Source organism: Marinobacter sp. R17 (assembly GCF_003789045.1).
GTDB lineage: Bacteria > Pseudomonadota > Gammaproteobacteria > Pseudomonadales > Oleiphilaceae > Marinobacter_A > Marinobacter_A mangrovi.
The window spans coordinates 1-26333 of the sequence record NZ_RHGZ01000043.1 but is presented as its reverse complement, the minus strand read 5'-3'; the positions used below and the strand labels follow the sequence as shown (position 1 = coordinate 26333).

Annotated in this window: 25 protein-coding genes; 13 read left to right on the top strand and 12 right to left on the bottom strand. The window is 59.8% G+C overall.

Annotation, left to right across the window (positions count from 1 at the left end):
* Positions 1 to 423 precede the first annotated feature (423 nt).
* Positions 424 to 1704: a cation:proton antiporter gene (locus EB809_RS20220; protein WP_123636666.1), complete on the top strand. Its 1281-nt coding sequence runs from the start codon at positions 424 to 426 to the stop codon at positions 1702 to 1704.
* A 70-nt stretch (positions 1705 to 1774) separates the two neighbouring features.
* Here the strand turns inward: EB809_RS20220 and EB809_RS20215 are convergent, their stop codons facing one another.
* The 3 genes from EB809_RS20215 to EB809_RS20205 form a co-directional block, all read right to left on the bottom strand.
* The gene (locus EB809_RS20215; protein ID WP_123636665.1) at positions 1775 to 2227 is read right to left on the bottom strand and encodes an SRPBCC family protein; all 453 of its coding nucleotides are present in this window, start codon (positions 2225 to 2227) and stop codon (positions 1775 to 1777) included.
* A gap of 129 nt (positions 2228 to 2356) precedes the next feature.
* Positions 2357 to 4090, bottom strand: coding sequence for an isocitrate/isopropylmalate family dehydrogenase (locus tag EB809_RS20210; RefSeq protein WP_123636664.1), 1734 nt, complete (start codon positions 4088 to 4090; stop codon positions 2357 to 2359).
* A gap of 105 nt (positions 4091 to 4195) precedes the next feature.
* The gene (locus EB809_RS20205) at positions 4196 to 4804 is read right to left on the bottom strand and encodes a TetR/AcrR family transcriptional regulator (protein WP_123636663.1); all 609 of its coding nucleotides are present in this window, start codon (positions 4802 to 4804) and stop codon (positions 4196 to 4198) included.
* Positions 4805 to 4985: 181 nt separating this feature from the next.
* On the opposite strand from EB809_RS20205, the gene EB809_RS20200 reads away from it, so the two are divergent.
* Positions 4986 to 5384: a RidA family protein gene (locus EB809_RS20200; RefSeq protein ID WP_123636662.1), complete on the top strand. Its 399-nt coding sequence runs from the start codon at positions 4986 to 4988 to the stop codon at positions 5382 to 5384.
* A 101-nt stretch (positions 5385 to 5485) separates the two neighbouring features.
* Positions 5486 to 6145: an NAD(P)-binding oxidoreductase gene (locus EB809_RS20195; RefSeq protein WP_123636661.1), complete on the top strand. Its 660-nt coding sequence runs from the start codon at positions 5486 to 5488 to the stop codon at positions 6143 to 6145.
* A gap of 68 nt (positions 6146 to 6213) precedes the next feature.
* On the opposite strand, the gene EB809_RS20190 is transcribed toward EB809_RS20195, so the two are convergent.
* From EB809_RS20190 to EB809_RS20180, 3 genes are all read right to left on the bottom strand, one after another.
* Positions 6214 to 8220, bottom strand: coding sequence for a bifunctional 2',3'-cyclic-nucleotide 2'-phosphodiesterase/3'-nucleotidase (locus EB809_RS20190; protein ID WP_123636660.1), 2007 nt, complete (start codon positions 8218 to 8220; stop codon positions 6214 to 6216).
* A gap of 57 nt (positions 8221 to 8277) precedes the next feature.
* The gene (locus tag EB809_RS20185; protein ID WP_123636659.1) at positions 8278 to 10176 is read right to left on the bottom strand and encodes a hypothetical protein; all 1899 of its coding nucleotides are present in this window, start codon (positions 10174 to 10176) and stop codon (positions 8278 to 8280) included.
* A 159-nt stretch (positions 10177 to 10335) separates the two neighbouring features.
* Positions 10336 to 11124 carry an enoyl-CoA hydratase gene (locus EB809_RS20180; RefSeq protein ID WP_123636658.1) on the bottom strand — a complete coding sequence of 263 codons (789 nt, stop codon included), beginning with the start codon at positions 11122 to 11124 and terminating at the stop codon, positions 10336 to 10338.
* 188 nt (positions 11125 to 11312) lie between these two features.
* Here EB809_RS20180 and EB809_RS20175 point away from each other — a divergent pair, with 188 nt between their 5' ends.
* The 4 genes from EB809_RS20175 to EB809_RS20160 all read left to right on the top strand — a co-directional run bounded on the left by EB809_RS20175 (position 11313) and on the right by EB809_RS20160 (position 14775).
* Positions 11313 to 11768 (top strand): GatB/YqeY domain-containing protein, encoded by a 456-nt coding sequence (locus tag EB809_RS20175; RefSeq protein ID WP_123636657.1) that lies wholly within the window; start codon positions 11313 to 11315, stop codon positions 11766 to 11768.
* 332 nt (positions 11769 to 12100) lie between these two features.
* Entirely contained in the window at positions 12101 to 12307 is a 207-nt protein-coding gene (locus tag EB809_RS20170) for a cold-shock protein (RefSeq protein ID WP_123636656.1), read from the top strand.
* Between the two features lie 207 nt (positions 12308 to 12514).
* A complete protein-coding gene (locus tag EB809_RS20165; protein WP_123636655.1) occupies positions 12515 to 14128 on the top strand; it encodes an ArnT family glycosyltransferase in 1614 nt (537 codons plus the stop codon).
* A gap of 164 nt (positions 14129 to 14292) precedes the next feature.
* The gene (locus tag EB809_RS20160) at positions 14293 to 14775 is read left to right on the top strand and encodes a VOC family protein (RefSeq protein WP_223808060.1); all 483 of its coding nucleotides are present in this window, start codon (positions 14293 to 14295) and stop codon (positions 14773 to 14775) included.
* Between the two features lie 21 nt (positions 14776 to 14796).
* On the opposite strand, the gene EB809_RS20155 is transcribed toward EB809_RS20160, so the two are convergent.
* Positions 14797 to 15684: a substrate-binding periplasmic protein gene (locus EB809_RS20155; protein ID WP_123636653.1), complete on the bottom strand. Its 888-nt coding sequence runs from the start codon at positions 15682 to 15684 to the stop codon at positions 14797 to 14799.
* Between the two features lie 234 nt (positions 15685 to 15918).
* Between EB809_RS20155 and EB809_RS20150 the strand changes: the two genes are divergently transcribed.
* From EB809_RS20150 to EB809_RS20140, 3 genes are all read left to right on the top strand, one after another.
* Entirely contained in the window at positions 15919 to 16881 is a 963-nt protein-coding gene (locus tag EB809_RS20150) for a DUF6635 family protein (RefSeq protein WP_123636652.1), read from the top strand.
* A gap of 322 nt (positions 16882 to 17203) precedes the next feature.
* Positions 17204 to 17728 carry a hypothetical protein gene (locus EB809_RS20145; RefSeq protein WP_223808058.1) on the top strand — a complete coding sequence of 175 codons (525 nt, stop codon included), beginning with the start codon at positions 17204 to 17206 and terminating at the stop codon, positions 17726 to 17728.
* Positions 17729 to 17868: 140 nt separating this feature from the next.
* Positions 17869 to 18483, top strand: a complete 615-nt coding sequence (locus EB809_RS20140; protein ID WP_123636650.1) for a PEGA domain-containing protein — start codon at positions 17869 to 17871, stop codon at positions 18481 to 18483.
* A 64-nt stretch (positions 18484 to 18547) separates the two neighbouring features.
* Here EB809_RS20140 and EB809_RS20135 read toward each other — a convergent pair whose 3' ends face one another.
* The 4 genes from EB809_RS20135 to EB809_RS20120 all read right to left on the bottom strand — a co-directional run bounded on the left by EB809_RS20135 (position 18548) and on the right by EB809_RS20120 (position 21817).
* The gene (locus tag EB809_RS20135; protein WP_190294985.1) at positions 18548 to 19666 is read right to left on the bottom strand and encodes an ABC transporter substrate-binding protein; all 1119 of its coding nucleotides are present in this window, start codon (positions 19664 to 19666) and stop codon (positions 18548 to 18550) included.
* A 177-nt stretch (positions 19667 to 19843) separates the two neighbouring features.
* Positions 19844 to 20299: a metallophosphoesterase family protein gene (locus EB809_RS20130; protein WP_123636648.1), complete on the bottom strand. Its 456-nt coding sequence runs from the start codon at positions 20297 to 20299 to the stop codon at positions 19844 to 19846.
* Between the two features lie 92 nt (positions 20300 to 20391).
* Positions 20392 to 21153: a dienelactone hydrolase family protein gene (locus EB809_RS20125; protein ID WP_123636647.1), complete on the bottom strand. Its 762-nt coding sequence runs from the start codon at positions 21151 to 21153 to the stop codon at positions 20392 to 20394.
* A 181-nt stretch (positions 21154 to 21334) separates the two neighbouring features.
* Positions 21335 to 21817 carry a peptidylprolyl isomerase gene (locus tag EB809_RS20120; RefSeq protein ID WP_123636646.1) on the bottom strand — a complete coding sequence of 161 codons (483 nt, stop codon included), beginning with the start codon at positions 21815 to 21817 and terminating at the stop codon, positions 21335 to 21337.
* Between the two features lie 159 nt (positions 21818 to 21976).
* Here EB809_RS20120 and EB809_RS20115 point away from each other — a divergent pair, with 159 nt between their 5' ends.
* Both EB809_RS20115 and EB809_RS20110 read left to right on the top strand, forming a co-directional pair.
* A complete protein-coding gene (locus tag EB809_RS20115) occupies positions 21977 to 23662 on the top strand; it encodes an NAD-dependent malic enzyme (RefSeq protein ID WP_223808057.1) in 1686 nt (561 codons plus the stop codon).
* Between the two features lie 197 nt (positions 23663 to 23859).
* Positions 23860 to 25137, top strand: coding sequence for a bifunctional O-acetylhomoserine aminocarboxypropyltransferase/cysteine synthase (locus tag EB809_RS20110; RefSeq protein ID WP_123636644.1), 1278 nt, complete (start codon positions 23860 to 23862; stop codon positions 25135 to 25137).
* Positions 25138 to 25436: 299 nt separating this feature from the next.
* Here the strand turns inward: EB809_RS20110 and EB809_RS21015 are convergent, their stop codons facing one another.
* Positions 25437 to 25598: a hypothetical protein gene (locus EB809_RS21015; RefSeq protein ID WP_190294984.1), complete on the bottom strand. Its 162-nt coding sequence runs from the start codon at positions 25596 to 25598 to the stop codon at positions 25437 to 25439.
* A 195-nt stretch (positions 25599 to 25793) separates the two neighbouring features.
* Here EB809_RS21015 and EB809_RS20105 point away from each other — a divergent pair, with 195 nt between their 5' ends.
* Entirely contained in the window at positions 25794 to 26222 is a 429-nt protein-coding gene (locus EB809_RS20105) for an ankyrin repeat domain-containing protein (protein ID WP_123636643.1), read from the top strand.
* Positions 26223 to 26333 lie beyond the last annotated feature (111 nt).

The following is a 26333-nucleotide window of genomic DNA, read 5'->3' as shown; positions in this document are numbered from 1 at the left end:
CATCGAGCCCATAGCTCCTGCTTCTGCTGGTAGGTCAGCCCTCTGGTCTTTGATACTTGCTGCGGCATTCTGAAAGCCCCGATAGTTACCAGCGTGCATTATGTTGCACTGACCGGTTGAATCTACCCTTACCTTTTTTCGGATCGAAATGTTCAGCCAGGTCATGATTGACGAACGCAAACAACACGATATTCGCTATCATGGCGGCTGCCGGGCCCTATTGCGTTAGCGAGCACGCCCTTGTCTCGCTGGTGACCCGGCGTTCTGCACGTTATTGAACCAGACGTTGGCACACGCCAGAGCGGCCTGATCATGCGGTCGCCTTGTCCCGCCCTGCCAGCCTGTTCATATCGAGTTGTGGATCACGCGAATAACCGGACGGAACCGTCCCACAATAAACCGATGTCTTATCCGGGAGAATCAATGGATACGTGGTATCTGCTGTGTTTCCTTTCCGCGACCGCGGTGCTGGTCGCCTTCGCCAATCAGTTCTTCCTGAACATGCAGACGACCATCGCCATTACCTCCGGGGCAGTGGTCATTTCGCTGCTGCTGATCCTGGCGGTTAAAGTCCTTGGCAATCAGACCGCCGTGGCGGTGTCCAGAATGCTCGGCACCATTGATTTCAAATCGCTGCTGCTGGACGGGATGCTGGGGCCATTGCTGTTTGCCGGGGCGCTGGAAATCGACCTGCGCAGCATGCGCCGGCATCGCTGGGAAATCACGATCCTGGTCCTGTTTGGCACCTTGGCGTCGACGTTCCTGGTGGGCTACTTCATCTCCTGGATCATGGACATGATGGGCTGGGACGTCCCGCTGGTCTACTGCCTGCTTTTCGGCGCCCTGATCAGCCCGACCGACCCGATCGCCGTACTGGCCATCATCAAGCAGATGAAAGCGCCGCCGTCCATTTCCATTCAGGTCGAAGGGGAATCCCTGTTCAATGACGGCGTCGGCCTGGTGGTTTTCACCACCATTTTTGCGGTGGCCTTCACTACGGCGGAACCCACATTTGGCAACGTCGCGGATCTGTTCCTGACGGACGCCCTGGGCGGCATCGCGTTTGGTATGTTGCTGGCCATCGTGGGTCACTTCCTGCTGATCAAGAGCCAGGATGGCAACATCCGCCTGCTGCTGACCTTCTGCATCCCGACGGCCGGGTTTGCCCTGGCGAACATGATGGGGGTTTCCGGCGCCCTGGCGATGGTGGTGGCGGGGATCTTCGTCGGTAACGTCACGCGCGCCAAAGCCGCATCGATGGCCCGCCTGAGCAGCATTCGCAACATCCGCAACTTCTGGCACGCGGTGGATGGCGTTCTCAATGCCTTCCTGTTCCTGCTGATCGGCCTGTTGGTGGTGACGCTGCCGGTAACCTGGCAGCAGATTGTCCTGGGCCTACTGGCCATTCCGACCGTGCTGCTGGCCCGTTTCATCAGCATCAGTCTGCCGTACCTGGCGTTTCGGCGGTTCCGGAGCTACGACAAGCATTCCGTGCTGATCCTCACCTGGGGCGGGTTGCGCGGTGGCCTGGCGCTGGCGATGGCGGCGTCCATACCGGCGGGGAAAATCTTCTTCAACGGCGTTGACCTGCACACCCTGCTGCTGCTGATCACCTACATCGTGGTGATCTTCTCCATCATCGTGCAGGGGTCCAGTATCAAGCCGTTGATCCGGAGCAGTCTGGCCGCCCAGAAAGAGGGGTGATCCATCATGGGGGCGCCGGCATCCGCCGAGCCCCTTCTCCCTGTCCTACCCTCGTTTTCAAAACGCCCGATCAGCCCTGGTCGGGTATTTCGGGGTCAACCAGCAACGCCAGCAGATGCAGTGATTCCTGCCATCCCTGGTAACAGAACTCCACCGGTATGGCCTCGGGAACACCCTCCTGCACGATGGTCAGTTCAGTGCCGCACAAGACCGGCTTCAGTTGAATGGTGACCTGCATTTCCCCTGGCAGGTTGGGATCATCGAATTGATCGGTATGACGGATCAGTTCCCCCGGTTTGAGTTCCAGGAAACGCACGCCGAACGAATGCTTCGTCCCGGTCGTGAAGTTGGTGAATGACATGTGATAGCCACCGCCTTCGCGCGCATCCATCGCGTCGATGTGGCCCGAAAACCCGTGGGGCGGAATCCACTTCACCAGGGCATCCGGATCGATAAAGGCACGATAGACGCGGTCAGGACTGCCGCGCAGAACGCGGTGTAAACGGATGGTATTGCCAGACATGGTGGTTCTCCTGATTGAATTTACGAGTGCCTTTTTGCTGAGAGGCACGGTCTAGTCGAATCAGCGGGCGGCCATTCGACACTCGCCTGTCTGGCAATCGAGGAACGTTTAACGTTCCCTCAGTTCACGTTAAAGCCGCTCCTGCAGCGCCTCAATGAACCCATACAGATCCACCACCTTTTCCGATTCCGGGTTGGTGATCTTACCTTTCAAATCAGCGGTGATGACGCCATCGGCCACGGTGTCCTTCAAGGCCTGCTTGAGCCGGCCGGCGTAATCGGCCAGTTCCCGGTTGCCGTCCCGTTCGCCGAGGGTTTCCAGGGCGTTGCCCAGCGCGTAGATCAAGGCCGACGGGTTGAAATGGGCCTCCTTGCCACCGCTCTCCTGATACTTGATGTACAGGTCATGGGCGGTGCCGTGCGGCGCTTCGAACAGCATCGCGCCGTCCTTGCTTTCGATGATCGAGCTGGCCGTGGCCAGACTGCCGCCCAGGGCGGCGGAGATATCCGAGAAGATGTCTCCGTCCAGGTTCTGTGACGGATAGAGCGCGTTCCGGGGCGGGTCGGTGATCATCTTGATCAACTGGCGGGACGGTCGCATGATCATGAAGGACGGCGGCGGCGTGTCCTCTTTGGCCAGCTCCCGGCGGACCTCGGTGATGACCTCGCTGAAGACTTCGTCGTACTCCATGTATTCCCGCTTCAGGCCGAAGTAGACCTCCTTATCCTTGCGCGAGGCATCGCGGAACACCTGGCTGACCCAGTCCTTGATGGCTTCGCGGTCATTGGACATCAGCAGCATGGGATCGCCTTTCCTGACGTGCCGGGCGTGCCGCTCGTCACCGTCCACCACCACCTTGACGATGCCGTCTTCCCGGGCCGGCGCGTTGAAGCTGCCGTACTGGTCACCGCCGCCGGCACTCATGCGCGAAATCGACACGTGAACGTGACGGTCCGGAATGCCGTAGCGTTTGAGCTGATTCACCAACTTGAACAGCTTGCGCCCCGTGGTATTGTCCGGCACGCCCCACAGGGCGCGTTCCGGCGGATTGGAGACGATCCGCGCCGCCTGGGCGTCGATCAGCTCGTAGTGGAACTCCAGACCGATGGCCTCCACCTTGTCTTGATACTCGTTCTTGTAGACATCCTCGATCGCAGAACGCATGGCCCCGTCATAGCCGGGGATCACCGTGTCTTTGAGACCCAGGTAAATGTCCCGCTTGTCGTCAATCGCATGCTGGAAAAACTGGCGGGCCCAGTCCCGGATATCGGCCATATCGTTGGTCGCCAGCAACAGCGGGTCGCCCTTGTTGATCTCCCGGCGATGCAGTTCCTCCGGGTCGCCGCTGCTGCCCACGAACATCAGCTTGATGATGCCGGTGGCGCGGGCAAGTTCGTTGAAACTGTCCTTGATGCCGCCGTTGTCCATGGTCATCACTTCGATATCACGATCGATCCATTCAGGACGACGCACACGGAGATTGCGGAACTGGATGTCCTCCCGGGTGATGTTGCCGCCGATGCCCTTGCGGATCGCGCCGTTGGGCGACTTGGTCGCCAGCGGATCCAGGGCGTCGCCGTCAACGTCCGGGTATTTCTTGAGGAGGTCTTCCAGCTGGCTGCGGTTGACGGTAATCCCCGCGTTCTTGATGCCAACGCCGTATTCCTTGATCGCCTCGATGGCTTCGGTCACCGCCCGGCCGTTGGTGGCCAGCCGATTCTCGGCGGAGAGGTCGATTTCCTTGAGCTTGATGTCCAGCCTCGACGTCACGAACGTTTTCAGGAGTGCCTCGAAAGCCACCTGGGCCATCTCGTCGCCGTGGAGGATGACCAGCGGCGAATCCACCGGAATCTTATTGCCCATCGCGTTCTCCTTTCGCTTGTCCTGTGAGTCGATACATAGAAATCAAATAGGGATGCCTTTATTAACCCTATGCGTGATTGAGCGTGGGTCAAGGGGCACTCGGACTCAATCGCCAGCGTGCGAGGGTTTGCGCAGCAACCCCTCCGCAAGGGAGCGGAAAGCATCCACGACCTTTTCAAACACGGCTCGTGAATCATCGGCCGCGGCAATCCACAGCGCGGCATTGAGAGCGGCGCCGTTGAGCAGGCGGGCCGCGGCTTCGGCATCCACCGGTCGTACCGTGCCTTCTTCGATGAGCGCCTGAATCGTTTCCATGGTGGTGCGTAGGCAGGCGTTCTGGTTTGGCCATTGCGACGGGTCACCCAGCACCGCCGGCCCGTCCAGCAGCATGATGCGCTGGATCTCCGGCTCCAGGGCCATCTCCATATAAGCGATGCTTTCCTCCATGAAGCCCAGCCAGGCGCCGTCCGCCTTTTCACGTGCTGCGCGCATGCGCACCAGCATCTCCGCGTCCATCTGATCGATCACCGCCTGCAGCAATCCCTTCTTGTCGCCGAAGTTGTGGTAGAGCGCGCCCCGCGTGAGGCCGGCTGCGGCGGTCAGGTCATCCATGGAGGATGCCGCGTAACCCTTCGCTGCGAACGCCTTGCGGGCAGCCTGAATCAGTTTGGCCCGGGTTTCCTCGACCATCTGTGCGCGTTTTCTTGCAGCCATTCGTGCTCCTGTTGCGATCGCATACGCTTCGTATGCTAATTGACATACGCCGCGTATGTAAGATTATACTGACATACGCCTCGTATATTAATGACGATATCGAGGCAGTGAAAGCCCGAAAGGTCTCTGGTTATCCGCCGGCCGGCCTTTCAAACCATCCTCTTTGATCGGAACTGAAGCCATGACTCAACGCGACGCCATCTTTCCCGCAGGGCGACAGGCCCTCTACGACATCAACCGATACTCCGCAGCCATTCGTTCGGGCGATCTGCTGTTTGTCTCCGGCCAGGTCGGCAGCCATGAGGACGGCTCGCCCGAGCCCGACTTCGAAAAGCAGGTTCAACTCGCCTTCGACAATCTGGCAGCCGTTCTCAAGGCCGCCGGATGCACCTTCGACGACATCGTCGACGTCACCACGTTCCACACCGACCCGGAAGCACAATGGAACGCCATCGACACCGTCCGGCAGCGAGTGTTCGGCGAACCGCCCTACACCAATTGGACGGCGGTCGGCGTGAACTGGCTGGCCGGCTTTGATTTCGAGATCAAGGTCATCGCCCGCATTCCGGCCGCAGCGTGACGCATTGGCGGCCCGGCAAGGCCAGGCAGGGGCCAGCGCAGCTCACTTCGTCCGGGCCGCCATCGTCAGCACCCATCGCAAACGGAACAGGAGGCATCCAAGTGAACGTCTTTATCATCGGTATCAATGGCGGCGTCGGCCGCCTGCTTTCGCGTCAGCTGCAAGAACGGGGAGATGGCGTCTATGGGCTGGTCCGCCAGCGGGAGCAGCAGGCCGAACTGGAAAAAGAAGGATTGAGCACCACCGTGCGCGACCTGTCGATTATGACGGTGAACGAACTCGCAGCAGCCTTCGACAATATGGACGCGATTGTCTTCAGCGCGGGTTCGAACGGTGGCAGCCGGGAAGCCACGAAGGCGATTGACGGCGACGGCATCGAGAAGGCCATCGACGCGGCCCGCATTGCCGGCGTCGACCGCTTCCTTTCGGTATCTGTGCTACCTGAATCCTGGCGGGAACGGGCACTGGGCGACGACGTGGAGTACTACTTCGCCATCAAGAAAAGTGCGGATGTGATACTCAGCCGGAGCGATCTGGACTGGGTGATCCTGCGACCGTCCATGCTGACCGATGACCCGGGCTCAGGCACCGTCTCCCTCGGTCCGGCGGAGCATCACGACCAGGTTGCCCGCAAAGACGTGGCCCGCACGCTTGCAGAGCTGATCCACGAATCCCGGATCAGCCGGCAGATTCTGGAGCTCAATGCCGGTTCGATGCCGATCAGCGCGGCGGTTCGGGCGAATGTTCCTGCCGATGCCTGACGGGCGGAAACCCCGGCGTCCACACAACCGGGATTTCCGGGTAACGTCAGAGTCGCGTCATGGCCCGATCACTGCAGGTTCAGTTCGTAGACGCGCTCGTCGTTGGCGTTAACCTCCAGGAAAGTCGCGTTCGGGGCCTTATCCGCCACAAAGTTGAGGGCCCGGTTGGTATTGGGCACCCGGAAGATCGGCTTGACTGACGTTCCGCTACTAATCGTGGCGAACGACCAGTTGCCGTCGGCCGTCGGCGTCACCGGACTGTTGTTGCGGATGTAGTCCGCCAGGATGGTGCGGTTGGCATCGGGCGAATTGATGACGATGTGGTCGCTGCCCGTGCCGGGGAAGACCCCGCCGTTGGCACGGTAGTTGTTGGTGGCGACAATGAATTCCTGATCCGACGTTACCGCCGCCCCCTGGTATTGCAGGTTCTGGATGCGATGGGCGCCGTCGTTGATGACGTTGCAGTCCCGGTCGTCCCGGGGTGGTTGGGTCACGTCGATCTCGTAGGTCACGCCGTCGATCACGTCGAAGTTGTACGTGGGAAAGCCGGTGTAATTGACCAGTTCCTGGGGGGCGCTGCTGCCGGTGTCAATCTGGTAGAACTGGGAGGCCGAACATTCCAGCCAGCCCCTCAACTCGTCACCGGTGACCTTCACCGCCACCAGGGTGTTGGGGTAAAGGTACAGGTCCGCCGCGTTGCGCAGGGTCAGCTCGCCCGCGGGCACGGTGGTAAAGCTGCCTTCGTCGCTACAATCGCCGTTGCGGTCACAGGCCTTGAAAGGTGCCGCCGCCGACAGTACCGGCAAGTCCTGCAGGTTGACGTCCCCCTGAATCAGATCCTCCACATAGGCCTTCTGGGCGTCGCTCACGATCTGGATCGAGGGATCGTCCTTCACCAGCGCCAGGAAGCTGAACATATCGTCCGTCGAGGAACCGATTGGCGTGCTCATGTAATCCAGAGTCGCCTGATGGTCACTCGCGACCGCGGCGGTGATCGTGCTGTCCGCTTCCACCACCGATTGGCCATCCACCATCACCGGACGTGCCGCCACCTGACTGTCGGTGATCGTCCAGGCATCGTCGGCCGCGCTGTAATCCAGGGTCAGGTCGATGACGCCCAGATGGTCGCCCCAATAACCCGGCATGACCGCGGGCACGCCCTTGATGGTGCCCTTGTCGACATCCACGTCCGGGGTGTCCGCAAAGGTGTCGGACGGGAACACCAGGTGGCTGTGACCCATCATGATCACATCGATGCCCGGCACGTCCGCCAGGTACCAGCTGCTGTTCTCGGTCTTGGCGGCGGGATCATAGGGCTTGGTGCTGATGCCGGAATGGGCAATCGCCACCACCACGTCGGCGCCTTCGGCCTTCATCTGCGGGACATAGCGCTCCGCCATGGCCTTGATGTCCTTGGTGATGACGTGACCCTGCAGGTTGGACTTGTCCCACTGCATGATCTGGGGCGGCACAAAGCCGATAAAGCCGATCGTCAGCTCATGCACGTTGCCCTCGCGATCCTGAACTGTCTTATCGACCAGCTTGTAGGGGCTGAAATACGGCTCGTCGTTATCCGGATTGTCATCGCCATCGTCCTTGAAGATATTGGCGCTGATGTAGGGGAAGTCGGCGTCGTTGACGCTCTCGGCCAGGTAGTCGAGACCGTAGTTGAACTCGTGGTTGCCGTAGTTGGCGACGGTGTAGTCCAGCAGGTTCATCGCCTTGTAGACCGGATGCACTTCGCCCGGCGCCAGCCCCGCGGCCTGACGCCAGTCGCCCATCGGGCTCCCCTGGATCAGGTCGCCGTTATCCACGAGCACATAGTTGCCGGGCTCGCTCAGCTCGGCCCTGGCCTGACGGATCAGGCTGGCCGTGCGGACCAGACCGATCTGGGGATCCGGCACGTCGCTGTAGTAGTTGTAGTCCATCACGTTGGAATGGATATCCGTCGTCTCCATCAACCGCAGGTCGACGGTGGCCTCGCTGGCCGTACTGTCATCATCGGAATTGCACCCGCTCAGCAAAGCGGCGCCGGCCATCACGCAGAGGGGCAGGATTCGGACAAAGTGACGCATTCAAGTTCCTTCTTATGCTGGTTTCAGGGTTGAGAGAGGCCTGCTCACGATCGGCGCTCAAGGGCACCCGCTGGGCAACGTCAGTTGGGTGACCGATTCCACGCTGGGCGTGCTCATGTACTCGTCGCGCTGGCCGTCCACTTCCAGCACCTGACCGATCACTCCGGGGTTATTGGCCGGGCTGTAGTAGGCGCGTTGGTCGGCTTCCAGCTTGACGTAGATCGATGTGGAACCGTCCAGGTCAGCCAGTTCCAGGGCGTAAGGGTCGTTGATGCCCTGCACCACGGTGCCGATCACAGTCAGGGGCGTGCCGATTGAGCTGGCGTAGGCGGTACTGACCGACACCGCATCGGCGGATCCGCAGTCGGCGGTCGAACCACCACCGCTGCTCACCAGCTGCATGTCCGTGACGTATTCCACGCTGGGCTCGGACATATAGTCGTCCCGCTTTCCGGAGACCTGCAGGGTCTGGCCCACCAGCGACGGATCGTTCTGGGGACTGAAGGTGTCCCGGTACTGGCTGTCCAGCTTGACGTAGAGGGTGGCGGACGCGACCTGCGGATCGGCGATCTCCAGTGCATACTCTCCGTTGATCGCCTGAGTGATGGTGCCGGTGACGGTCACGTCCGTGCCATTGGGCTGGGCCAGCGCGGCACTGACGCTGATGGCGTCGCCGCCCGGCGTGGTGCTACCGCCCCCGGCCGGATTGGCCGCCCCGTAGGCACCGTCGGCGAAGGTAGCGGCATCCCATGGGTTATAGCCGCCGGAAGGCGTGCTCCAGGGCTGGCCGCCGTCCGGATCGCTCTGCTCCTCGCTGGCCATGGGGTTGGGTGTGGCGTCACCGGCCGGATGGGCACTGCTGTCGAAGTGGGTGTAGCTTTCCGGCTGGGCCAGCCAGTTCACCAGATTGACGGCGAGGACGGCGGCATTACCGGCGTCGGTCCAGCCGGGATAGGTGGACTTGGTGGAACCGGAGTCCTGTCGCAGATAGAGCGGCGAGTCGTCCTCGATGGGACTGGAATCCCCGATGAAAGCCGCCTTACCGGCGCCAGCTTTGGAAATGGCCACATAAGGTCCTTCATCCCGGCCGCCAAAATAAACACCGGAATCCACCGCATGGCTCCAGCGGGCCGGGCTGTCTGCATCGGAGAAATAAACCAGCCCCTTGGCCCGGGACGGATCGGTGATCGCCAGCGTGGCGCCACCTGCCATCAGGATCGGATCAACGCCCTGGGTAATCCCCTCCCCCTGACCGCTGCCAACGATGCCGCTGACGCCGGAGAGCCAGTCGATGGCGTTGAAGCGGAAACGCAGACCGAAAGTCTGGGCCAGCCAGCCGGCGCCGGCCTGTCCCGGATTGCGCAGGTCGCCATAGGCGCCGCCGATATTGAACTGGCTCAGGGTCGCGCGGTTATAGCCGTTGAAGACTTCCGTACTGTCCCAGGTGTTGAGGTTGCGGTCGGCGTTGTAGTGGTCGGCGATAAAAAACACGCCTTTTCCGCTGGCCACAAAATCCGCCAGCGCCGACTGCTCGGCCTGGGTAAACGGGCGATTGCTCTCGGCCAGCACCAGTACGTCCGCCGCACTGATACCGGCGGCCGTGATGACCGCCTCGTTGGCGCTGGTGGCGGCGTTGCCCGGTGCCGTGTAGTCATCCACAAACTGGATCACGCCGTCGCCATTCTTGTCGACACCACGATACTCCTGCACCGTGTAACCCTCCGCCACCAGGGCATCGGCAAAGTCGGAGAAGCCACCGTTGATGACCCAGTCGGCGTTGCCTTCGGTGCCGCCGTGGGACACGTCAAACATCACCACTTTGCCGTTGCTGTTACCAACCGCTGGCGTTTTGAGGGGAGCCGGGTAATTCCAGGTGTAGGGCGTCGCCAGGACACTGGCGGAGATGAGGGTGAGAGCGAGAGCAAACAGCGGGCGAAATCGGATCCATCCGGTCATGACATTCTCCAAGGGGGCGCAGAAAAAACGCCTCCACTCTGGAACACTCACATGACCGAATGATGGCCCTTAGTTGACCTTTTAATGACGTTCCTGTGTCACTGGCAGCCGCCTTTCAGGCCGCCGGATGCTTCAAACCGGCAGCCGCCGGGGGAAGAATCAGTGATCTTTCCAGTCCGGCTTGCGCTTATCCAGAAACGCACAGATGCCCTCCTGGGCGTCGTGGGCCTGCATGTTGTCTGCCATCACGGTGGCGGTGTATGCATAGGCCTCGGCCAACGGCATTTCCAGCTGCCGGTAGAACGCTTCCTTTCCGATTTTCAGCGTGTGGCCGGATTTGTCGGCAATCGTCCGAGCCATTTTGTGCACCGTGTCGTCCAGGACCTGCTCGTCCACCGCCCGGTTCACCAGGCCGATGTCCTCGGCCCGCGCGGCGCTGATCATTTCCCCCGTGAGCAGCATCTCCATGGCGTGCTTGCGGGACACGTTCCGGGACAACGCCACCATCGGGGTGGAACAGAACAGCCCGATGTTGACGCCGGGCGTCGCAAAGCGCGCGGTATCAGCGGCCACCGCCAGATCACAGCTGGCCACCAACTGGCAGCCCGCGGCCGTCGCCACACCCACCACCCGGGCAATGACCGGCTTCGGTAACGACACGATCTGCTGCATGACTTTGCTGCACTGGTTGAACAGGGCCAGCTGGAAATCCGGGTTATCAAATTGCTCCCGGATTTCGCCCAGGTCATGCCCAGCGCAAAACGTCGGCCCCTGTGCGGCCAGGATGACGACTCGGGTCGACGCGTCACCCGCAATGGCGTCCAGTTCGACCGACAGGGCTTCAAGCATGGCCATCGACAAACTGTTGCGACGCTGCGGGTGGTTCAGGGTGAGCGTCGTGATTCCTTCTTCGGTCACTCGGCTCACCAGCGATTCCTGTGCTGACATGCGGATTACCCTCCTCCCGACGATGGCCGGATGTCATGTACGCGCTGATTCAGTATCGAACAGGAGATCCGGACTGTCGAACCCGGGGCCGTACCTCGCGCCCTCCCGATTTTCGATACCGCACTCGCCCCAACCGGGCCATTTTGCGCTAAGGTAGCAACCCCAACACCCCATACAGGAGATGCGTTATGGCTGCCCCATCACTCAAAGAGCAGTTAGCCAGCGCCGTCAAGGACGCGATGCGTAGCAAGGATAAGGATCGACTGACGACCCTGCGTATGGCCCAGGCTGCGGTCAAACAGATCGAGATTGACGAACGCCGCGATCTGGGCGATGACGAAGTGCTGAAGGTGCTGGACAAGATGTTGAAGCAGCGCCGCGATGCGGCCAGTCAGTACGACGACGCCGGCCGCCCGGAACTGGCCGACAAGGAGCGGGCGGAAATGGTCATCATCGAGGAGTTCATGCCCGCCGCACTCACCGAGGACGAGCTGGACGGCCTCATCCGTCAGGCCATCAGCACAACCGATGCCCAGGGCATGGCCGACATGGGCAAGGTGATGAACGAACTGCGCCCGCAAGTGCTGGGACGCGTGGAAATGGGCCACCTGAGCAAGAAGGTCCGGGCGGCTCTGGCCGGATAACCCATCGCGCTGCCGTGACGATCTTGAACCGCAACTCCGCGATCAGGAGATTCACGCTTCGACAGGCTTGCCGATGAGCGCCTGGCATCGCCGGGGCGCTCACGGATAATGCCTATTAAATAACATTGGCAATTATCGGCACATCGGCGTAGAGTGCGTCGGGTAGAAACGATAGAGCAAAGCATTTCAGAATAAGACGTTACATTGTCGTAGTGAGTCGTGCACCGTCCTGTTTTTGATTCCGCGCGTTTTTAGTTTCCGCACAACGCCGATCGGGCATCCTGTCGATGCGCCGAAGGCACTCTAAATTTTTGCATTCAGGATTGATTATTATGTCGACCACTAACGGTACCGTTAAGTTCTTCAACGAAACCAAAGGCTTTGGCTTCATCACCCGCGAAGACGGCCCGGACGTTTTCGTTCACTACAGCGCCATTCAGGGCGGCGGTTTCAAGACCCTGGCCGAAGGCCAAGCGGTTGAGTTCACCGTGACCCAGGGCCAGAAAGGCCCGCAAGCGGAAAACGTGGTTGCTCTCTGATTAGCCACCACCCGCTCTGGAAAAGGCAGCTTCGGCTGCCTTTTTTGTTGCTCTTGACCCGTCCTGAATACCCGCCGACCGACACTTTTAACTGCCCTTTTTTTGATCCAGGCCCTTGAAGCGGCCAATTCATCTCAATCCAGATCCCCACTGCCCGCCAACTGCGCTACGCTGAAAGAGATTCTTGGCTTCAGGGAGGACATCCCGATGTTTGGGAATCGCCGGTCCCATTGGGTCGCGATCGGTCTGTTACTGTCCGCCAGTATGGCCAGCCTCTGGCTACGCCCACTCCTTCCCGTCGATGAAACGCGTTACCTGTCTGTCGCGTGGGAAATGTGGCAGAAAGGCGACTTTATCCTGCCCACCCTCAATGGCGATCCTTACACGCACAAGCCCCCGCTGCTGTTCTGGCTGATCCACGCGGAGTGGGCCGTGCTGGGTGTCAACGCCTATGCACCGCGCCTGATTTCTCTCGGGTGTGCGCTGGTTTCGCTGCCACTGGTCTCGAACCTGGCCACCAACCTGTGGCCGGAGCGTCCGCTTATCAGGGACTATGCGCCTTTAATACTGGCCAGCTTCCTGTGTTGGCTGGTGTACAGCACGACGCTCATGTTCGACGTGTTGTTGGGCGTGTTTGCCTTGGCCGCCATCGCGGCGGGTATCAGGGCATCCCTGTCGGGGCGGATCGCCTGGTTTGCAGTCTGCGGTGTCATGCTGGGTGGGGGGTTGTTGACCAAGGGCCCGGTGATCCTGCTGAGTGCATTACCCGTTCTGTTGCTGATGCCCTGGTGGTGGCGCTCGGAGAACCGGCTTCCACTGGGTCGCTGGTACGCCGGCCTGGCTCTGGCCGTCGCCATTGGAGCCGCCATCATGCTGGCCTGGGTTTATCCGGCCATCCTTCGGGGCGGCCCGGCCTTCTCCCATGAACTGATCTGGAAGCAGACGGCAAGTCGAATCACTGAGTCGTTTGCCCATGCGCACCCCTGGTATTGGTACCTGATGCTGCTGCCGGTCCTGCTTTTCCCCTGGGGCATCCTGATCTGGGAGAAAGCCTGGCGCGGGCGTCCCTGGCGGGTTCAGGGAGAGCGTTTCTGCGTGGCCTGGTTTGGCGTTTCCCTGATCGCCTTTTCCCTGATCAGTGGCAAGCAGGTGCATTACCTGATCCCGACCCTGCCGGCCATTGCGCTCTGGCTCGCAGCACGGTACGCAGACCGCCCCATCACCCGCGCGAGCCTGGTATTTCTGGGGATTGTTGCGATTATGGCCGGCCTGGTTCTGCTGTTCACGCCGGAATGGTGCGAACTGAGTGGCAATGAGGAAGTCTGCTCTAGCACCCCGCGCGTGGGCGCCCTGCTCCCCCTGGCCATCGGTTTCGTCCTGCTGCGTGCCCGACCGGACGCCGGACCACGGATGGCCTGGATCGCCATCACATCGGGTGCTCTGTTTCTGGGCCTGCTGATGAATTTTGTGACCATCTTCCGGCTACAGGACGTCCAGCCTCTTGCCCAGCGGATCAAGGCGCTCCAGGACCAGGGCGTCATCGTCGTCAATGTGGACAAATACCACGACCAGTACCAGTTCGCCGGACGGCTGGAAAAGCCACTCCTGGAAATCCGGGAACCCACACTCGACACGTGGGCTGCGGAGCATCCTGAAGCCTGCCTGATTTTCTACGCTCGAAGCACCGACAGCCCATTGGCCCAAATCGCCACCGAGATATACCCCTATCGCGGCAAACAGGCGTTGATGGTCACGGCGGAAAACTGGCTGGCCTACAAGCGGCGCCGCAAACAGCCAATACAGATGACGCATCAGGACTAGCCCCGTCGTCCTGAGCCATCCCCGTCCGTGTGGCCCAACCTGGAGATTCCGAATACGCGCGCGATCTTATACATAAGGTCAATAAATGTTCTCGGCCCTGTCGATCCTCGGCGTCACCGCTCGACAACCTGTAAAACCCAGCCCCATCACAGGAGACTGACATCATGAATCACGCCAGGAATACAATCTGCCTCTGGTACAACGGCGACGCCGAAGAGGCCGCCCGCTTCTATGCGGAGACATTTCCCGATTCATCGGTTGATGCCGTACACCTCGCCCCGGGTGACTATCCGGCAGGCGCAGAAGGCAACGTGCTGACCGTCGAATTCACGGTGATGGGCATTCCCTGCCTCGGACTCAATGGCGGTGCTGCGTTCAGGCACAGCGAAGCTTTTTCATTCCAGGTGGCCACCGCCGATCAGGAGGAAACCGACCGCTACTGGAACGCCATCGTGGGCAACGGCGGCCAGGCGAGCGCTTGTGGTTGGTGCAAGGACAAATGGGGGCTCTCCTGGCAGATCACACCAATGGCGCTGACAGAAGCCGTCACGGACCCGGATCGCGCTGCCGCCAAGCGGGCGTTCGAGGCCATGATGCAGATGGGAAAGATTGACATAGCAGCGATTGAGGCGGCGCGGCGGGGCTGATGCCTGCGATACTGGCGCCTTTTATTCCTTTGGCGCCAGCTGAGGGGGTCGTCCCGCTTTTTTCAGGGTGGTGCCGGAAGACGGGGCCTCCGGCCTCGCCCCTTGCTGGCTGGTCCCCACGGGCATAATTTCATTGCGCCGGGTCAGGTTGTTCATGATCTGCGATAGCTCACCAGTGTGTCGCAAACGCAGCAGGCCCTTATTGAAGACCTTCTGTAACTTGGCGCCCCGGGGCGTTGCCCGGGTAAACAGCAGATGCAGCGACTGCTTGTGCAGCGGCTTTTCATTGCAGGTGATTTCGGCCCATCGCTCCGGCGGATAGAGCTCGTGAAGCATCGCAAATCCAACGGCCTTATCCTGGGGGTATGCCTGGATACGCCCTTTCATCAGCAGGCGCATGTTGGTGGCATCGCTGGCAATGCGCATGATCTGCAGCTTGCCCTGCTTTTCCGCCGTTTCAAAAGCCTTGCCATAGTAATAGCCGAGCGTGCCGCCAATGACATAGCCACGCAGGTCGTCCACAGACGCCCAATCCAGGGGCGTATCGACGCGATGGAACAGAACCTGTTTGCCAGTAATGACCGTGTCACTGCAGAGATAGACATCCGCCCGATCCGGCGAGCAGTATGCCGGCATGAGGACATCGGCATCGCCTTCAAGGACCTGATCCTTGCTGCGTTTCCAGGGCTGGAAGACGTACTTGACCTGATAGCCGGCGTCGTTGAAGACGCGATCGATCACTTCCGCCATTGGGCCGTGCGGGGATCCCGACTGGGTCACGTAGGGAGGCCAGTCGCCCGTCACTACCGTGACCGTCCGTGATTCCATCGGTACGGGTTGCGCCTCCACGCCCACCGGCGCAGCCAGGAACCCGGCCCCCGCCAGTAACAACGCCGAACAGCGCCACATGAATGTGCTCCAGGCTTGCCTCACTCAAAACTCTCTTCGATCCATGTGCACGCAAGACTCCCGGCGCACCTGACATCAGTGTAGCAACTTTGGCGGGCAAGCCTGTATCGCGGCACGTTACCATTTTGGCTTACTGGCGCCTGTCACGATCAATGCCCAGGAAAATTGTCCTGAAACACCCCATTGCGGTCTAATACCCCAGCTACACCCTGACCTGCTGATACGCCTGATTCTATGCCCCAAGCCACATCCTCCCAGTCGACTGTCTCCGAAAGCGAGATCGAGCAGGCCATCCAGCTTGGCATTGCACGCTACTTCGAGGGCTGCCGGACGCGGATCCCCGCCTTTATTGACCGCCACTTCCATTACCCCGGTGCTATCGAGACCAATCGGAAGGCGCTGGGATGGGACATGCTGCGCGCGCCCTTCAATCTGCTTTGGGCGCCGGTTTACGCCCTGGCGTGCCTCGTCAAGATCCTAGTTCGACATCGCGCCGGACCGACGTGGCTGTATCGCTTGGCCGATCATGTCCCCGCCGGTTTTACTACCCAGGTGCAACAGCACATCTCGGACCTGATCCTGACGGATCTGTTGAACGACGGTCGGACCGGCTTGCTGCTGGAAGATTATCTGGTCGACGCCCTGGAAACCGTCTATTCGCGCCACGCCAGTGAGCCGGTTGATCGCCAACGTTTCACCACGCTGATCGAGCCGTTGCTTGCCGATGCTCTCAGCCAGTACCGAATCACCCGCACGGCGTCCGCCGACATCACCAACAGCATTTCCTGCACGGTTTTGGGCGCGTTTGCGTTCCAGAAATTTACCCCGGGCGGGATCGGACTCGGTGTGGTGCTCGCCTCCATGCTGGCCAAGTTCATGGCGGCAAGGGACTTCATATTGGGTGAAACGATCGGCGGGTGGTATTACAGCTGGTTTCCACCGGAACCCTCGTTGACGACGACAGCCGGAGTCATGGTCGCGATCATGGCTGCCCTGGCGGCAATTGCGGCGTTATCCGGTGTAATTTCCGATCCTGTTCAGGCAGCGACGGGTTTGCATCGCCGGCGCCTGAACAAGCTGTTAGATCACCTGGAAAGAGACGTGTCACTCAGCACCCAGAACAGCTTTCGCCCCAAAGACCAGTACGTGGCCCGGATTCTGGATATGTTTGACATGATTCGGTCTGGGTTGATCTAGCGGTTTATTCACTCCACACAAAAACCGGACAGCGCTCGTACGGAACGAGAACGTTAACCGACGTGGAAACGTGTCGTCCCCGTCAATATGCCATCAACTCAAAGAAATCCTTGCCAGACCTCTGCATTCCTTCCTCATTCCCGCCCCACCGACGATTTAACGAAGCTTTACTTTTAACACGGCTCTCTCAATAGCACGCGCTGTCCGCATCGGTTAACATCGCGCACCAACATGAACAAAAATTCATGTTTGAACGGTATTTTAAAAAGAATCAAACAGGAAAAAGGAAACCTCTGTGCGAAACACAAGGATTTTGATGGTTATGACGGCCGTACTCTATCTCTCCGGCTGCGCCTCGGGAGCAAAGATGGGGAACATGGTGTACGACGGGCCGGCCAAACATTTCGACACTGCCCTGAAGAGCAGTGTTGAGGTGGCCGACGTCTCTGGTGGTGAGGAAACGAATCCGGCATGGACTTCAGAGATCAGCAATGATGCATTCTCGGGTGCGCTCCAACAAAGCTTGAGAAACCAGGGTTTGCTATCTGGGGCCGGTCGCTATCAGCTTGAGGCCCATCTACTCGAAGTCGACCAACCTGTCTTCGGCTTGGACTTTGAAGTCAGCACCCACGTCAAATACGTTCTTAAAGACCGTGAAAACAACGGAGCTGTTGTCCTGGACGAGACCATCGTCGCACCTTACACGGCTACGGTCGGTGATTCGTTTGTTGCCATCAAGCGTCTGAGGCTGGCCAACGAAGGATCCGGAAAAGCCAATATCGCCGCCCTACTGGAGAAGCTCTCCGAACTTCAAATCCAGCCCGGAGACATCTCCCTGAGCCAGTGACCCTCACCGCATTCCCTTAAAGCGCGCCTTGCACGTCTTCCCATCGGAGTACGCCGCCGACAGGAGCAAGCCTGGCGCTCTTTCTACTCATTCGCTCGACACAACGTTTAAAGCGAGCACCCCAAGAACAAGGATGAATCATGAAGTATTCGCTGCTGCTGACACTAACCGCTATTGTATTCCTGTCTTCAGGCTGCGCGTCGATCGTATCCGGTACCGACCAGAAAATGACCTTCAACAGCGAGCCCGACGAGGCCGTCGTCACCGTATCCGGCCGGGTTCTGGGCAAGACACCGATCACCGTTGACGTCGACCGGGATTCGAACCAGTCCATCACGTTTGAAAAGGAAGGCTATAAGACCTACACGGCCCAGCTCTCAACCACCACCAATCCCTGGTTTTTTGGAAACATCGTGTTTGGTGGGCTGCTTGGCTCGACAACGGATGGAGTTTCTGGAGCCATTCATGAATATTCCCCGGATCAGTACTTCGTCACGCTGACGCCAGACACCCCAACGGGTCTCTCAACGTCCAAGCCAAGGCAGATCAAGGAAATCGTGATTGCTTTCAGCAGCGAGCTTCGCCATCAACTGGCCAGCGGGGGTGGAGAAAAAGTCGACGTTATCCTCGGGTTGCTCGACATCGACGAGTCGGAGAAAGCGACGACAACCAAGGCACTGAATCAGCTGGCTCTCAACAACCAGAACGACTTGGAGCTGGCCAACACCATCATCGATGTATACGACGTTGATTAACACCGGCTCAATCGGCTAGCTAAAATCGGGACGCCTCGATCCGACACTGGATCCGTCCCGGTTCTCAATCCCCCCCGGGTTCCAGCCCCCACACCGCCTGGTAATCTTTGAGCACCTCCCGCAGGGAAAAATCATAATCCTTCAGATTCGGGTTTTCGGCGCGGGAGTATTGGGAGAAATCCACCCGATAAAGGCTGTCCGGTTCCTTTTCGATCCGCCCCAACACCGTCTGGACGTTCTCCACGTTGTCGCGCGTCACGATCAGAAGCGGCGTGTGGAATACCAGCCCCTGGTCCTGGAAATCCTTTCCGGCCAGGTAATCGTGGGCCAGGATCACCGCCCAGGCGCCCTCCACGTAGTGTCCGCCCGCCGTGACCGCCACCCGGCCGCCAGCCACCTGGCTCAGAGCCTGGGGATTGATGTCGTAGCCATTCACCAACACGTCGCGACCCGGCGTCCGTCCGGCGTCATCGAGCGCCTCCAGTATGCCGTTCGTCGTGCGGTAGTTGGCTGACCAGATCACGTTGACGGCAGGATAGCGACGCAGCAACCCAGCGGTGCGGACATAGGCCTGCTGAGCGCCCCAATCGGTGTAAAACACCTGTTTGAGCCTGGCACCTTCGGTCGTTTCCGCCACCTGCCGCAGCCCCTCTTCCCGCTTGATGGCCGGGGCGTCCGCCTGGTATCCATTGACCGCGGCGATCGCAATCGGGCGATCAGAGTTGTTCTGCCGCGCCTGCTGAATCAGCTCCCGGGTAATCTCCATGCTGGAGCCGGTGTCATCGGGAATCAGTTGGGCAATCCATTGGGGATTGGGACGACGAGGCGCTCCGAGCTGATCTTCAGCCAGACCACTGTTGAATAATATGCAGGGTGTTCCCAGGCGTTGGCACTGCACCAGGAAGTGGCCGGCCGTCCGGAGAAAATTGGGAAACAACCACGCATCGAAGCGATCCGGCGTGCTCGACACCTGCTTGAGTTGACGCAGAAGCTTGAGCCGGTCGGCATCGGCATCAAACACCGTCAGTTGGACATTCAGATCACCCGCGGCCGCCCGGGCAAACAGCGCCACGCGATTCCAGAACGGGGTATCGTCGGGAAGGAACAGAGCCACACGGGAACCGCCCCAGGCCGGCATCATGCCAAGCCAGAGCAGGATGACGAAAGATACGATTCGGGACACAGCCATACTCTTCTGTCGACAAATCTGCGCATGCCACAACATACGACGTTCGAGGGTATCCCTGCCTGCGGCCGGGTTATGCCGACCGACACATTGAATCATTTTTCTGTGATTGTTTACCCCCATTATGGCGAAGCCCTGAGCGATGTCGAACCGGCCACGGTCGATGATTCCATTTCAAATCGGCAGTTCGATGATCTCACCGACCACACCATCTTCGGTCACTACCAATCGCCCAACCGTGATCGGCAACGTGAAACGCCGGGGCCCGGCGCCGCCGGGATTGAAATAGAGCACGCCGTCGATCCACTCGTTTCGGGGTTTGTGGGAATGGCCGGCGATCACCACGCGGTAACGGCCTTGCGGATCGAAATCGAGGGTTTTGACATCGTGGAGCATATAGACGGCGTGGCCGAGGCATTCCAACGCCTGCACATCGGGCAGCTCGGCAGCGCGGCCTGTTTTGTCGATGTTGCCGCGAATCGCGACCACCGGCGCCAGCGCTTCCAGGGCATCCAGAACCTCATCCCGCCCGACATCACCGGCGTGAAGGATCAGGTCAGAGCCCTCTAAAATGTCCAGGGCCTCCGGGCGTATTTTGCTGTGGGTGTCTGCGATGACGCCGATGTGCATGCTGTTGCCGCGTTTCGGTTCGATCTTATTTGAGAGTCTGATAACAGGGACGATCAACGTTCAGCGACCGCCACACAACAGCCTAACTCATCTTAATGGCCGGCCACAGCGTCAGACGACGTCGCCAGCGTCCCGGAAAACACTTTCTCAAAGAACGCCAGCACCCGCTGCCAGCTGTCCTCCGCCGCGGCTTCATCATAGCGGGAACGTAATGGCAGCAAGGCGCCCAGCTTTTTAAACACGAACGTCTGGTGGTTGTTCATGAAGGAATGGCCGACGTTGTCGTAGCTCTTGATGTCATGCGGGATGCCCAATGCTTCCATATGCCCGGCCAGCCGGTCGCCGTGACTGCCGTAGATCATATCGGTTTTGCCCCAGCCGCCCACTGCGGGACAAATCCCTTTAATGGCCTCAGCCTGCCTGGGAATGCCGCCATAAAACGGCGCCACCACCTGCACCGGCGCCCGGCTGGCGTACAGCACGGCAAACCGACCGCCCATACAGAAGCCCATGACACCCACCTGACTGACGGATTCCTCATGCTGTTCCAGCAGCCATCGACGGCAGGCTTCCAGTTGGTCAAAGGCTTCGCCTTTGCCGCTCTCATGGGCTTTCAGGGTTTTGACCACGCACAAGGGCTTGCTCGCCGGCAGGTCATACAGGTCGGGCACCAGCACCGGATAACCATTGTCCGCGAGCCGTCGGCCGATCCGCTCAATGTCGTCGGTATAGCCGAAGATATCGTGAATGGCGATGATGGCAGCCTGGTGAGGGTTGGCCGAAGCCGGGCGGATCCAGCGGGCGCGCATGGCGTGGCCTGACGGCAGGGGAATCGCAACTTGCTGTTCAGTCATGGCATTTCCGTCGCTCTGTTCGGGTCAGTCAGAGCGTATCCAGCCCTGCCGGAAGACGCCACCCCAGGAGGATATCAGGCCCATTGTGCCAATCCCTGGCTGTTCGCTAAGGGCGGCCGGTTGATCCATCAAGCATCTACCGGCCCTTGTCATGCGAGGACATGACGCCCTTATGAGCGCCTCAGTGGTGATGCCCACCCGGCCCATGCACATGACCGTGCGAGATCTCTTCCGGCTCAGCATCACGCACTTCGATGACTTCAATATCAAAGGTCAGGGTTCGGCCGGCCATCGGATGGTTCGTGTCCACATCGGCAAACTTGTGGCCGACCTTGGCGATGACCACATGGCGTGGGCCCTGTTCGGTTTGCACCTGGGCAATCATGCCGGGCTTCCAACGCTTGGCACCGCGCAGGTGTTTGATCGGGACGCGCTGGACCGCATCCGGCTTGCGCGGGCCATAGCCTTTCTCGGGAGGCACGGTCACGCTGAAGGTCTCGCCGGCGTCGCGGCCTTCCAGGGCCTCCTCCAGGCCTTTGATAATGCCGCCGTGGCCGTGCAGGTAGGCGTTCGGTTCACCGTCTCGGGAGGTTTCGACGACATTGCCCTGCTCATCACTGACGCTGTAATGAAACAGGACCACCTGATTCTTTTCGATTGGCATAGGGTTCTCCGCGCCGGTTTTGGGGAGGCCATTATAGCGAGCCCCGCAGCCGACTCCAGCAGCGGCTGAGGGCGACATCAGCTACGCTTGATAGACAGGATTTGGCGATGAGCCAGATCGCCACTGTCTGGTTTCTTCATAGCCCGATCGATCGACGAGGTGATTGTGAGCAAACACGAAAAACGCCCTCTGTACATTCCCTACGCCGGCCCCTCCCTCCTGGAGATGCCGTTGCTGAACAAAGGCAGTGCGTTCACGCAACAGGAGCGACTGGATTTCAACCTGATCGGCCTGTTGCCCAACAACGTCGAAACCATCGGGGAGCAGGCAGAGCGCGCCTACAAGCAGTACGAGTTATGCCAGACCAATCTAGACCGACACGTCACCCTGCGCGCGATCCAGGACGACAACGAAACGCTGTTCTTCCATCTGCTGGAAGATCACCTGGAGGAGATGCTCCCGATCATTTACACGCCGACCGTGGGCGAAGCGTGCGAAGAGTTCTCCAACATCTACCGCAATCACCGCGGCCTGTTCGTGTCCTACACCGATCGGGAGCACATGGATTACCTCCTGCGCAGCGCCACCAAGGACAACGTGAAAGTCATCGTGGTGACCGACGGTGAACGCATCCTGGGCCTGGGCGACCAAGGCATCGGCGGCATGGGCATCCCCATCGGGAAGCTGTCGCTGTATACCGCCTGCGGCGGAATCAGCCCGGCCAACACGCTGCCCATCGTCCTGGATGTGGGCACCAACAACCAGGCGCTGCTCGACGACCCGATGTACATGGGGTGGCGTCACAAGCGCATCGGTCAGAAGGAATACGACGATTTCGTGTCCGCCTTCATGACAGCGGTGCAGCGCCGCTGGCCCAAGGCCCTGGTGCAGTTCGAGGATTTTGCGCAGACCAACGCCATGCGCCTGCTGAAGCAGTACCGCGACGAAGCCTGCTGCTTCAACGACGACATCCAGGGTACCGCTGCCGTATGCCTGGCCACATTGCTGGCCGCGTGCAAAACGAAAGACGAAAAGCTCAGCGACCAGACGGTTGTCTTCCTGGGCGCCGGATCCGCCGGCTGCGGCATCGCCGAACAGATCATCGTCGCCATGACCGATGAGGGTGTGTCAGAACATGAGGCGCGGCAACGGGTCTACATGGTCGACCGTGACGGACTGCTGACCACCGATATGACCGGCCTGCAGGACTTCCAGTCCGCCCTGGCCCAGCATCCGGAGCGAATCAGGGACTGGTCCGGGCGAGACCTGATCGACGTGGTGAAGGAAGCCAGGCCCACCGTGCTGATTGGCGTCTCCGGTCAACGTGGCCTGTTCAGTGAAGACGTGATCAAGACGATGCATGCGAACTGTGCCAAGCCCCTGGTGATGCCGCTGTCCAACCCCACCTCCCGGGTCGAGGCCACACCCGACGACATCCTGGCCTGGACCCATGGCGAAGCGCTGGTCGCCACCGGCAGCCCGTTCAAGCCGGTGAAGCTGAACGGCCACAGCCACCCCATCGCCCAATGCAACAACGCCTATATCTTCCCGGGCCTGGGCCTCGGCGTCGTTGCCGCCGGCGCCACCCGGGTGACCGACGCCATGTTGATGGCCGCGGCCAATGCCCTGGCGAAACAGGCCCCCATCGTCCAGCAAACGGGCGAACAACTGTTGCCCAGCCTGGCCAGCATTCAGGACATCAGTCGAGTGATTGCTTTCGATGTGGCCAAGCAGGCACAGGAAGAGGGTTTTGCCTTGCGCTCCGACGATGACACCATTCACCGGGCCATTGAAAAGAACTTTTGGCGGCCTCGGTATCGGCGTTATCTGCGGCGGGCGATTTAACGGCGAAACCTGCCGCACGGCTGACCGGAAAGCGTGTTATCGAGCCAGGCTCAGCGCCCCGGTCTGCCATCGTCCCGGTGTTATCAGAATCTTGGTCAAAGAAACGATCCAGCCTTTCAGAACATCCCCGGGACCGTGCCATACTGCCCCATGCCAACGATCAGGAATGCCTCAAACCAAGAAAAAAGGAAGAAACGATGAAACCTGAAACCCTTGCCCTGCACGCCGGCTTCAGCGGCGATCCGACCACTCACGCGGCCACCACCCCGATCTACCAGACCACCTCCTACACGTTCGACGACACCCAGCATGGTGCCGACCTGTTCGACCTCAAGGTCCAGGGCAACATCTATACGCGCATCATGAACCCCACCAACGGGGTGCTGGAAGAGCGACTGGCCCAACTCGAAGGGGGTGTGGGCGCGCTGGCCGTGGCGTCCGGGATGGCAGCGATCACCTACGCTCTGCAAACCATCTGCAAAGTGGGCAACAACATCGTCAGTACCAGCCAACTCTACGGCGGCACCTACAACCTGTTCGCCCACTCGCTGCCGAACCAGGGCATCGAGACCCGATTCGCCCCGCACGATGATTTCGACGCGGTGGAAAAAGCGATCGACGACAACACCCGGGCCCTGTTCTGCGAATCCATCGGCAATCCGGCAGGCAACATCGTGGATATCCAGCGCTGGGCTGAGATTGCCCACAAGCACGGCGTCCCCCTGATTGTCGACAACACCGTCGCGACGCCATTCCTGTGCCGCCCCTTCGAACACGGCGCAGACATTGTCGTCCACTCCCTGACCAAGTACATCGGTGGTCATGGCACCACCGTAGCGGGCGTGGTGGTGGATTCCGGCCAGTTCGACTGGGCCGCCCACAAGGACCGGTTCCCCATGCTCAACGAGCCGGATCCGTCCTACCACGGCGTCGTCTACACCGAGGCGCTGGGACCGGCCGCGTTTATCGGCCGTTGCCGGGTGGTACCGCTGCGCAACACCGGCGCCGCGCTGTCGCCGTTCAACTCGTTCCTGATCATGCAGGGGCTGGAAACCCTGGCCCTTCGCATGGATCGGCATTGCGAAAACGCCCAGAAGGTGGCGGAATACCTGGAGCAGCACCCCAACGTGGAATGGGTCAACTACGCCGGCCTGACCAAGAGCCCCTACCACGCCACCTGCCAGAAGATATGCGGCGGACGTGCCTCAGGCATCCTCAGCTTCGGCATCAAGGGTGGCCGCGATGCCGGCGCACGCTTCATCGATGCCCTGCAACTGATCTACCGGCTGGTCAACATCGGCGATGCCAAATCCCTGGCCTGCCACCCGGCCAGCACCACCCACCGCCAACTTAGCCCCGAGGAGTTGGCCAGCGCCGGCGTGAGCGAAGACCTGGTGCGACTGTCGATCGGCATTGAACACGTGGATGACATTATTGCCGACGTCACCCAGGCGCTGGAGAAGGCCTGCGGCTGAGGTCGCTGGAAGCATCCTGCCACCTTGGCCCTGCCGAGGTGGCAGTCATTACCACCCGTAGGCGCGCTGATGCTTTAAATCACTGCATCCGACCCGGACGTTTTGCATAGGAGTGCAAAGAGCGGAATGGCCTCATCCGGGCCAGCGATCTCTTTGATATAAAGATCCGGGACAAAAACATTTTGTAAATCAAGAGTCCCCGGAAAACAGGCACAGAACGCCATGCCACAACGTTTTATAACGTTGGCGAGTCGATGTGGATAGTCGCGGGAAACGTCAGCCGCAATCCGTCCCGATGGTCACCGCGCTTTCAGCTTAACCTGCTTTGAACCTTGAGCGTCGTATTGCCCGCTTTTGCCCTTGTCGACGTATTCAATAGCCCCACCGGCCTTTAAAAAAGCAGCCGTCTGTTCCTCGATCATGGCCGTCGTCAATGTCGCCTTTTCGGGTTTCTTGCTCATCGTATTCTCCAGGTCAGCTGTTGGCCGATTAACCAACTTCAACACCCATCATATGCGATACAGGGAAAAATTGTTTGGATTGAGGCAAGAACTCCGGGTATTCCTCGCCTTCCTATGAGGTTGTACTCGGAGAGGAATAGTAAGCGTTGATCAGGTCGAAGTGGTAAGGCAAGTTAAAGTGCAAAGCCGGACATCATGCCTCCAATTCAGTATTCTTCATCAATTCAGGCGCAGATCGCCATGAATGGCGGGATTCAGAAAAAGGATTATTCACTTGTGAGAATTAAAGCGTTGTTTTTTGTTGTTTTGATGAGTGTCTTTCAGTTTGTCCATGCAGGCGTACTGGCCGAGAAGGGGATCAACGAAAAGGCTTATGATGCGATCCGTGACGGCAACATTGACGTTGTTCGTGAGCTCATCAGACAGGGCATGGATCCGAATCACCGGCTCGGTAAACCAGGAAATGTAATGGGGGTGGCAGCGTATTTTGAACACCCAGCCATTCTTTCCGAGCTGATTGCCGCTGGAGGCAATATCCATCACAAACTCGAACGAGGCATGTACTTTACGAATTTCATCGTTTCCCGGAAAAATTTTGAGCTGCTTAACCCGGATTTCTCATAGCGACCCAGCAAGTCTCGCAGGCTGGGTAGATTAGCGCCATGACCGCTCAGCTGCGGGCGTGATTGCCTAATAATTGGTCAATTTCTGTTATCCGGACACACTGCCCCCTTA